The 8,860-nt window shown below is 71.0% G+C and carries 11 protein-coding genes; 6 read left to right on the forward strand and 5 right to left on the reverse strand.

Annotated features, from left to right (window positions below; translation table 11 throughout):
• Positions 1 to 47: 47 nt before the first annotated feature.
• The 4 genes from rsrA to ACWGH4_RS25040 all read right to left on the reverse strand — a co-directional run bounded on the left by rsrA (position 48) and on the right by ACWGH4_RS25040 (position 2,829).
• A complete protein-coding gene (rsrA, locus tag ACWGH4_RS25025; protein WP_005312173.1) occupies positions 48 to 344 on the reverse strand; it encodes a mycothiol system anti-sigma-R factor in 297 nt (98 codons plus the stop codon).
• Positions 341 to 1,006, reverse strand: a complete 666-nt coding sequence (locus tag ACWGH4_RS25030; protein ID WP_037773788.1) for a sigma-70 family RNA polymerase sigma factor — start codon at positions 1,004 to 1,006, stop codon at positions 341 to 343. Before ACWGH4_RS25030 ends, rsrA begins: the two co-directional genes overlap by 4 nt.
• A 248-nt stretch (positions 1,007 to 1,254) precedes the next feature.
• On the reverse strand, positions 1,255 to 1,890 hold the full coding sequence (locus ACWGH4_RS25035; RefSeq protein ID WP_441264108.1) for an alpha/beta family hydrolase: 636 nt from the start codon (positions 1,888 to 1,890) through the stop codon (positions 1,255 to 1,257).
• Between the two features lie 123 nt (positions 1,891 to 2,013).
• Entirely contained in the window at positions 2,014 to 2,829 is an 816-nt protein-coding gene (locus tag ACWGH4_RS25040; RefSeq protein WP_453464810.1) for an SOS response-associated peptidase, read from the reverse strand.
• 50 nt (positions 2,830 to 2,879) lie between these two features.
• Between ACWGH4_RS25040 and ACWGH4_RS25045 the strand changes: the two genes are divergently transcribed.
• The 4 genes from ACWGH4_RS25045 to ACWGH4_RS25060 all read left to right on the forward strand — a co-directional run bounded on the left by ACWGH4_RS25045 (position 2,880) and on the right by ACWGH4_RS25060 (position 6,557).
• Positions 2,880 to 3,614 carry a M50 family metallopeptidase gene (locus ACWGH4_RS25045; RefSeq protein ID WP_441264106.1) on the forward strand — a complete coding sequence of 245 codons (735 nt, stop codon included), beginning with the start codon at positions 2,880 to 2,882 and terminating at the stop codon, positions 3,612 to 3,614.
• A 100-nt stretch (positions 3,615 to 3,714) separates the two neighbouring features.
• The gene (gene aroA / locus ACWGH4_RS25050) at positions 3,715 to 5,076 is read left to right on the forward strand and encodes a 3-phosphoshikimate 1-carboxyvinyltransferase (RefSeq protein ID WP_441264105.1); all 1,362 of its coding nucleotides are present in this window, start codon (positions 3,715 to 3,717) and stop codon (positions 5,074 to 5,076) included.
• A gap of 4 nt (positions 5,077 to 5,080) precedes the next feature.
• A complete protein-coding gene (rsgA, locus tag ACWGH4_RS25055) occupies positions 5,081 to 6,094 on the forward strand; it encodes a ribosome small subunit-dependent GTPase A (RefSeq protein WP_441264104.1) in 1,014 nt (337 codons plus the stop codon).
• A 139-nt stretch (positions 6,095 to 6,233) separates the two neighbouring features.
• Positions 6,234 to 6,557, forward strand: a complete 324-nt coding sequence (locus tag ACWGH4_RS25060) for an SMR family transporter (protein WP_441264236.1) — start codon at positions 6,234 to 6,236, stop codon at positions 6,555 to 6,557.
• On the opposite strand, the gene ACWGH4_RS25065 is transcribed toward ACWGH4_RS25060, so the two are convergent.
• Positions 6,523 to 7,161, reverse strand: a complete 639-nt coding sequence (locus tag ACWGH4_RS25065) for a TetR/AcrR family transcriptional regulator (protein ID WP_453464815.1) — start codon at positions 7,159 to 7,161, stop codon at positions 6,523 to 6,525. The genes ACWGH4_RS25060 and ACWGH4_RS25065 overlap by 35 nt on opposite strands.
• Before the next feature lie 132 nt (positions 7,162 to 7,293).
• Here ACWGH4_RS25065 and hisN point away from each other — a divergent pair, with 132 nt between their 5' ends.
• Together hisN and ACWGH4_RS25075 are read left to right on the forward strand one after the other, a co-directional pair.
• A complete protein-coding gene (gene hisN, locus ACWGH4_RS25070; protein ID WP_453464818.1) occupies positions 7,294 to 8,094 on the forward strand; it encodes a histidinol-phosphatase in 801 nt (266 codons plus the stop codon).
• A 231-nt stretch (positions 8,095 to 8,325) separates the two neighbouring features.
• Entirely contained in the window at positions 8,326 to 8,715 is a 390-nt protein-coding gene (locus ACWGH4_RS25075; RefSeq protein ID WP_441264102.1) for a CBS domain-containing protein, read from the forward strand.
• The last annotated feature ends 145 nt before the right edge of the window (positions 8,716 to 8,860 follow it).

Genomic DNA, 8,860 nt, shown 5'->3' on the forward strand with positions numbered 1-8,860 from the left:
ATGTTCGCGGCGCACCCTGTGCGCACGGCCGGTGTGTGCGGCGGCCCTCAGTCCTGGGCGGTCGCCACGTCCTTGTCTGGGACGGCCTGCCCCGAGCGGATCAGGTCGATGCGCCCCATGACCTTGGCCCGCAGGTCGCTGGGCACGTCGTCCTGCCCGCAGCACCGCTTGACCAGCTTCTTCACCGCTTGCTCCAGGCCGTACTTCTCCAGGCACGGGGAGCACTCCTCGAAGTGGACCTCGAACTTGGTGCAGTCACTGTCGGGCATCTCGTGGTCGAGGAACTCGTAGAGATGGTCCAGGACCTCCGAGCAGTCCGTCTCGTGCGGCTCTCCGCAGCTCATGAGCCCGAGCCTTTCGCGTCGTTCGACTCCCCCGCACCGGCCGGGACGAGCCCGCGCTCACGGGCGTAGTCCTCGAGCATGCCGCGCAGTTGGCGGCGGCCGCGGTGCAGGCGGGACATCACCGTACCGATGGGTGTTCCCATGATGTCCGCGATCTCCTTGTACGCAAAGCCCTCGACGTCCGCGAGATAGACCGCGATCCGGAACTCCTCGGGGATCGCCTGAAGGGCTTCCTTGACGTCCGAGTCCGGCAGGTGGTCGAGCGCCTGCGACTCCGCGGAGCGCAGCCCGGTCGACATGTGCGACTCGGCGCGCGCGAGCTGCCAGTCCTCGATCTCCTCCGCCGCGCTGCGCTGGGGCTCACGCTGCTTCTTGCGGTAGGAGTTGATGAAGGTGTTCGTGAGGATCCGGTACATCCACGCCTTGAGGTTCGTGCCCTCGCGGAACTGGTGGAAGGACCCGTACGCCTTCGCGTACGTCTCCTGCACAAGATCCTCGGCATCGGCGGGATTGCGCGTCATGCGCAGCGCAGCCGAATACATCTGGTCCAGGTAGCCGAGAGCATCCCGCTCGAAGCGGGCATTGCGCTCGAGCGTCGTCTCCTCGGACGTCTGCGCCTGACCGTCGTCGGTCCCTGCGTCGGTCCCAGTGACCGGACCCACCTCCTCCAACGCTGTGGCGGGGCCGAATGCCGACCCGCTCGAATCGGAGAATAGTCGACCTTGGTCCGCCGGGCCCTGCCGATTCACGTCACCCGCCGCAGGAACCGGCCCGCTCTTGCCCTGCGACAGCACCGTCCACTCCAACCCGTTGGCGCGCTCTGCTGTCGGGCAGAAGGTCGTACCCATGCGGCGGACTCCCTACTCCATGCTCTGTTCTGACGTTCGCCTCAACAGCCACGGCCGGTGTCTCATTCCCGCAAGGACCCGGTCCACCCGATCACGGCGTCCGTAATGGTGAGAAGGGTCTCGTCCTCGGTGATCCCGGCACGCTTGGGCACGGCGAACCCGTGGTCCCCGTGTGCCACTTCCACCAGCTCGTAGGACCCCTCGGGGAACTCGCCGGGCCTGCCGAAGGGGTCACTGCCGCCCTGCACCACGAGCGTCGGCACGCCCGCGCCGAGCAGCTCGTCCGCGCGGGACTTCTCCGGCCGCCCCGGCGGGTGCAGCGGGAAACTCAGCGCGAGGACGGCCGCCGCACCCAGGTCCGCGGCGGTCCTGCACGCCACGCGCGCGCCGGCGCTGCGTCCGCCGGCGACGACCGGCAGCCCCTTCTTCGTGAGCGCCGGCCAGAGCTCACGCCAGGCGGCGTCCAGGGTCCGCGGCGCCGGAGCGACCTTCTTGCCCGCGACCCGCCAGGGCTGCTCCACGAGGGCGACGGTGACGCCGTGCGCGGGCAGGACGCGCGCGATCGCCTGCAGATCGCGCGCTTCGATCCCGCCGCCGGCACCGTGCCCGAGCGCCAGCACGAGGTGCGCGCGCTTCCCGCCGAACCAGGTGATCCGGGCGTCCCCGCCGGCGACCTCGATGATCTCTTTCCGCTCCATCCGGCCATTCTGGCGCGGGGCCGCCGGCCGCGCCGTTCCCGGGCGCGGCCCTGTCGGCGGGCGGCCGTCGTTCCCTGACGGCGGCTGCCGCGGCCCTCCGTGACGGTCAGGAGGACGGCTGGGTCAGAACAACGTCGCTTCTTCCGGCGCGGGCAGCTCCTCCAGCAGCTCCGGCCCGTTGTTCCGCACGTTGCTCACGGCCGTCGTCACGGGATAGGCCCGCATCCGCCCGCCGGGCGGCGGCTCCAGCAGCGACCGCAGCTCCTCCGGGTCGGTCCGGGCCGGGTCCAGCCACGCGTCCCAGCGTTCCGGCGTCAGCATCAGCGGCATCCGGGGGTGGATGTCCGCCAGCGAATGGGGCCCCTCCGCCGGGGCTACCCCCAGCGGCCCGGTCTCCGCCTCCGTCGTGATCACGGAGCAGGTCACCCACCACGCCTGCGGATGGTCGTCCGGCAGGGTGCGGTCGCGCCAGAACTCGTAGAGCCCCGCCATCGCGAACACCGACCCGTCGGCGGGCGTGACGAAGTACGGCTGCTTCCGCGGCCGCTTCTTCTTCCCCTCGACCTCCAGCTGGCGTTCGCCGGAGCCGGTCACCCACTCGTAATAGCCGTCGGCGGGCAGGATGCAGCGCCGGGTGAGGAAGGGCCTGCGGAACGACGGCTTGTCGTGCACCGTCTCCGCCCGCGCGTTGATCATCCGCGCCGCGCCTTCCGGCGTCTTGGCCCACGAGGGCACCAGCCCCCACTTCAGCGTGCGCAGCTGGCGAACCGGAGCACGGTCGCCTGCGTCCTTGAGAGGGCGTTCGAGAATCGCGTAGACCTCTTTGGTGGGCGCCACGTTCCAGTCGGGTTCCAGAGTCTCCTTCGGCTCCCACTTCTCGACCTCGAAGATCCCTACGAGGTCCTCCGGCCTACGACTCGCTGCATACCGTCCGCACATAAGTGCCACACTGCCACTTCCGTACGCCGTCCGAGGGAGCCGCCCGCGAAATGGTCACCACATACGCCGGCGCCGCGAGCGCGTCACTCACCGACCTGTGGGACCGCCTCTTCGGCACCCAGACCGCTCCGGAGCCGTGGCTCGTCGCCGTCACCGGGCTGGTGTCGCTCGCCGCGGTCATGCCGAACTTCCTGTGGCGTCTGACACGCAACGCCGTCACGATCGCCCACGAAGGCGGCCACGGTCTCGTGGCCCTGGCCACGGGACGCCGGCTGCAGAGCATCCGGCTGCACTCCGACACCAGCGGTCTGACCGTCAGCCGCGGCAGGCCGACCGGCATCGGAATGATCCTCACGGCCGCCGCGGGCTACACGGCGGCCCCGCTGCTCGGCCTGGGCGGCGCCTGGCTGCTCGCCGCGCACCACATCACGCTGCTGCTGTGGCTGGCGACCGCGCTGCTACTGGCGCTGCTCGTCATGGTGCGCAACGCGTACGGGGTGCTGACGGTCACGGTCACCGGGGCGGCGTTCCTGCTGGTCTCGTGGCTGACGGGGCCGGCCGTACAGTCCGTCTTCGCGTACACGGCCGTCTGGTTCATGCTGCTCGGCGGGGTGCGGCCGGTCTTCGAGCTCCAGTCCAAGCGGCGGTACGGAGGTGCGCCGGACTCGGACGCCGACCAGCTCGCGAGACTCACCCATGTGCCACCGGCGATCTGGTTGTTCTTCTTCCACGCGGTGTCGGTCTGCTCGCTGATCGGCGGGGGCCGCTGGCTGCTCGGCCTGTGAGACAGCGGCCGTCACCCCGCCTACCACCTCTCCGTTACGCCCTGGTTTCCACATATTTGATCAAGATCTGGGTCGGCGCGGAGCCACTAAAGTGAGGGCCATGACCGAAAGCGCCGTGCAGCCCGCCCTCTGGCCCGCCCCCCTTGCGACCGGAGCCGTCGAAGCGACGGTCACCGTGCCCGGTTCGAAATCCGTCACCAATCGCGCCCTCGTCCTGGCGGCGCTGGCCGCCGAGCCCGGCTGGCTGCGCCGGCCGCTGCGCTCGCGCGACACCCTGCTGATGTCCGCGGCCCTTCAGGCGATGGGCGTGGGCATCGAGGAGACGGTCTCTTCGAGCACCGCGGGCGGCTCGGCCGACGAGGCCGCAGGCGGTGCCGGCGAGGCATGGCGCGTGATCCCCTCCGGCCTGAACGGACCCGCCACCGTCGACGTCGGCAACGCGGGCACCGTGATGCGTTTCCTGCCGCCGGTGGCCGCGCTGGCCGACGGTCCGATCCGCTTCGACGGCGACCCTCGTTCCTACGAGCGCCCGCTGAACGGCGTCATCGACGCGCTGCGGACGCTCGGCGCCCGGATCGACGACGACGGCCGCGGCTCGCTCCCCATGACCGTGCACGGCGGCGGCGCCCTGGAAGGCGGGCCGGTCCGGATCGACGCCTCCTCGTCGTCCCAGTTCGTCTCCGCGCTGCTGCTGTCCGCCCCGCGCTTCAACCAGGGCGTGGAAGTGCGGCACGTCGGCGGCCGGCTCCCGTCCATGCCCCACATTCGGATGACCGTGGACATGCTGCGCGCCGTGGGCGCCCAGGTCGACGAGCCGGAGACCGGCGGCGAGCCGGACGTCTGGCGGGTGTCGCACAGCGCACTGCTCGGTCGCGACCTGACGATCGAACCGGATCTGTCGAACGCCCAGCCGTTCCTGGCGGCGGCACTGGTGACCGGCGGCCGGGTGACGATCCCCGACTGGCCCGAGCGCACCACCCAGCCCGGTGACGCGCTGCGCGAGATCTTCACCGAGATGGGCGGTTCCTGCGAGCTGACGACGACGCCGAACGGAACGGCCCTGGTCTTCACCGGCAGCGGCCGTATCCACGGCATCGACGTCGACCTCGGCGAGGTCGGCGAGCTGACCCCCGGCATCGCGGCGGTCGCGGCGCTCGCCGACTCCCCCTCGACACTTCGCGGTGTCGCCCATCTGCGTCTGCACGAGACGGACCGCCTGGCGGCACTCACCAAGGAGATCAATGAGCTCGGCGGTGACGTGACCGAGACGGAGGACGGCCTCCACATCCGCCCGCGTCCCCTCCACGGCGGTGTCTTCCGCACCTATGACGACCACCGGATGGCGACGGCGGGCTCGGTGATCGGTCTCGCCGTCGACGGCGTGCAGATCGAGAACGTGGCGACGACCGCCAAGACCCTGCCCGACTTCCCGCAGATGTGGGCCGAAATGCTCGAGGCCTGACACCATGCGGCGCTACGGCAAGCACACCGACGAGGACGACATCCGGTCCCGGCCCAACCGCAAGGGCAACCGGCCGCGCACCAACATCCGCCCCAAGCACGAGGACGCCATGGAGGGCATGGTCCTCACCGTCGACCGCGGCAGGCTGACCTGCCTCGTCGGTGAACGGATCATCACGGCGATGAAGGCCCGGGAACTGGGCCGCAAGGCGGCCGTCGTCGGTGACCGGGTCGGGATCGTCGGCGACCTATCGGGCGACAAGGACACCCTCGCGAGGATCGTCCGCATCGAGAAGCGCTCCTCGGTGCTGCGCCGTACCGCCGACGACGACGATCCGTTCGAGCGGGTCGTCGTCGCGAACGCCGACCAGCTCGCCATCGTCACCGCCCTCGCCGACCCCGAGCCGCGCCCCCGCCTGATCGACCGCTGTCTGGTCGCGGCGTACGACGGCGGGCTCGAACCGCTGCTGGTGCTGACGAAGTCGGACCTCGCGTCGCCCGACGAACTCCTGGAGATGTACGGCGCGCTGGGCGTCCCGCACGTGGTCACCACTCGGGACGAGTTCGTCGACGGGCGTGCCGCGGAGCGGGTGCGCGAGCACCTGGTGGGACGGACGACCGCGTTCGTCGGGCACTCCGGCGTCGGCAAGACGACCCTGGTCAACGCCCTCGTCCCGGACGAGATGCGGCGGAGCACCGGCCTGGTCAACGCAGTGACGGGCCGTGGCCGGCACACCACGACCTCCGCCCTCGCCCTCCCGCTCGCGGACGAGAAGGGCGGCTGGGTGGTCGACACCCCCGGGGTGCGCTCCTTCGGGCTGCACCATGTCGACCCGTCCCGGGTCATCAACGCCTTCCCCGACCTGGTGCCGGGCACCGAGGGCTGCCCGCGCGCCTGCTCGCACGACGAGCCGGACTGCGCGCTGGACGACTGGGTGGCGGAGGGCCACGCCGATCCGGCTCGGCTCTATTCGCTGCGGCGGCTGCTCGCCACCCGTGAGCGACGCGAAGGCGACTGAGTCATCCGTGTTTGCCGTCCCCGACGCCTGGTAAGTGCATAATCGCACCAGGTCGGACCGGCCGGTCATGACCGATCGGTCCGCAGCCCGGTCGGTCCCGGACCAGGCAGTCGTCGACTACGCGGGAGGCCCAGTACTCATGGCGTGGCTGCTGGTGGTGGTTGCGGGGCTCCTCGAAACGGGCTTCGCCGTGTGTCTCAAGCTGTCGCACGGCTTCACGAGGCTGTGGCCGACGGTCGCCTTCGCCGCGTTCGCGCTGGGCAGCTTCGGTCTGCTGACCCTGTCGCTGAAGAAGCTCGACGTGGGCCCGGCCTACGCGGTGTGGACGGGGATCGGCGCCGCCGGCACGGCCATCTACGGCATGGTCTTCCTCGACGACCTGGTCTCCACCCTCAAGATCGTCTCCATCACGCTGGTGATCGTCGGGGTCATCGGTCTCCAGCTCTCGGGCTCGTCGCAATGAGTCCGTCGCCCACCGCGGCCCGCACGAGCGGGGCGACACTCGCGCCGGCAGGCGCGACGACGAAGGACAGCGCGAGCCGCATCGTGAGTTCGCAGCGCCGGGACAGGTCGCCCGGTTCGCCGTCGCCGTCCCAGGACCGGCCGGCGTGTCCCGGCGCGGCGAGCGAACGGTCCCGCACGGCCGCGACCAGCTCCGCCGGACCGGGCAGTCGCGCGTCCGCGCGACGCTGGGCGGGCACCCGCGAGAGCACGGCCCCGCGGACCGGGCGCGGCACCGGCAGCCGTTCGCCCCAGCAGCCGGTGAGCAGCGCGCGCAGCACGGGTCTCGCCCGCGCCTCCCCGACGGTCCATTCGGCGACGGCCACGAGCCGGTCGGCAACCGGGGCACTCTGCGCCATCAGCCGCTCCACCCCGCGCAGATAGGCGTCGGCCTCGCGCCGCGCGAGGGCGCGGGCGAGGCCGTCCTTGCTGCCGAACTCGTTGTAGAGGGTCTGGCGGGAGACGCCCGCGGCGGAGGCGACGTCGACCATCCGTATCCCCGCCCAGGGCAGGTCGCGCAGCGCCGCAAGAGCGGCGTTCAGCAGTGACTCCCGCGCTGCAGGCATGGTCGCCTCCCCGGCCGAGCAACTCCGGTCTCAGAGTTGACGGGCCGCGTTCCCCTGTCAATACAGACGGCAGGAGGCCGCCGCCGCGGCCGGCCCGGGAACGACCGGGCCTGCACGGATAGAGTGGCGACCATGCCCGACTACCACGATGATCTGCGGCTTGCCCACGTCCTCGCGGACGCCGCCGACGCCACCACCATGGACCGGTTCAAGGCTCTCGACCTCAAGGTCGAGACGAAACCGGACATGACGCCGGTGAGCGAGGCCGACAAGGCGGCGGAGGAACTCATCCGCGGGCATCTGCAACGGGCGCGGCCACGCGACGCGATCCTCGGTGAGGAGTTCGGCATCGAGGGCACCGGGCCGCGGCGCTGGGTCGTCGACCCGATCGACGGCACGAAGAACTATGTGCGCGGCGTGCCGGTCTGGGCGACGCTGATCTCGCTGATGGAGGCGGGAGAGGGCGGCTACCAGCCGGTCGTGGGCGTGGTGTCGGCGCCGGCGCTCGGCAGGCGCTGGTGGGCGGCGAAGGGCGGGGGCGCGTACACAGGCCGCAGCCTGACGTCCGCGACACGCCTGCACGTCTCGAAGGTCGAGCGCATAGAGGATGCCTCCTTCGCGTACTCGTCACTGACCGGCTGGGAGGCCCAGGGCCGTCTCGACGGGTTCATGGACCTGACGCGCGCGGTCTGGCGCACCCGGGGCTACGGCGACTTCTGGCCGTACATGATGGTCGCCGAGGGCTCGGTCGACATCTGCGCGGAGCCGGAGCTGTCCCTGTGGGACATGGCCGCGCCGGCGATCGTCGTCCAGGAGGCGGGCGGCCTCTTCACGGGCCTCGACGGACGACAGGGACCGCACAGCGGAAACGCCGCGGCGTCGAACGGGCTGCTCCACGAGGAGCTGCTGGGTTACCTCAACCAGCAGTACTGAGGGACACGACGGTACTGGTCCACAACGGCGGCGACATCAGCGCCGGCAGACCGGCGTACGCCGCTCATGCAGGGGCGTACGCCGGTCCGCCGGAGGCTCAGGCGCGGGCCGGAGAGGCCGCGCACGCCCTCTTGCTGCCGTCCCGGAGGGCTGCGACTCTGAGAGTCCCCACACTTGTGAACTTGTGAATCGGTTCTCTAGTGGCCGATCACCAAGGAGGTGGCTCCCTTCATGCTCGTCCGTGACGCCATGAGCACGGTGGTTCTCACCATCGGACCCGCACACACACTCCGCCAGGCGGCCAGGCTGATGGCCGCACGCCGCGTAGGCGCGGCAGTGGTCCTCGACTCCGACTCGAGCTTCGGCATCCTCACAGAACGGGACATCCTGAACTCGGTCGGTCTGGGGCAGGACCCCGACCTGGAGACCGCCGGAACCCACACCACCACCGACGTCGTCTTCGCCGCGCCTTCCTGGACCCTGGAGGAGGCGGCCGCGGCCATGAGTCACGGCGGGTTCCGCCATCTGATCGTGACGGACGGGGACGGGCCGATCGGCGTGGTCTCCGTCCGCGACATCATCCGCTGCTGGGCCCCGGCCAGGAGCCAGGTGGTCGCCTAGGAGCCTTCGCCGGGTCCCGGTCCGGGCGCCGGATCGGTGCACGGAACCACGCTCCCCCGGGCACGCGGTAGGGGCCGGATCCCTCCCGGGATACGGCCCCTAACACTCGAAAAACCGTCCCGTCGGCCGCCCAGGGCCTGGGCCC

The organism is Streptomyces sp. NPDC054847, from assembly GCF_053610925.1.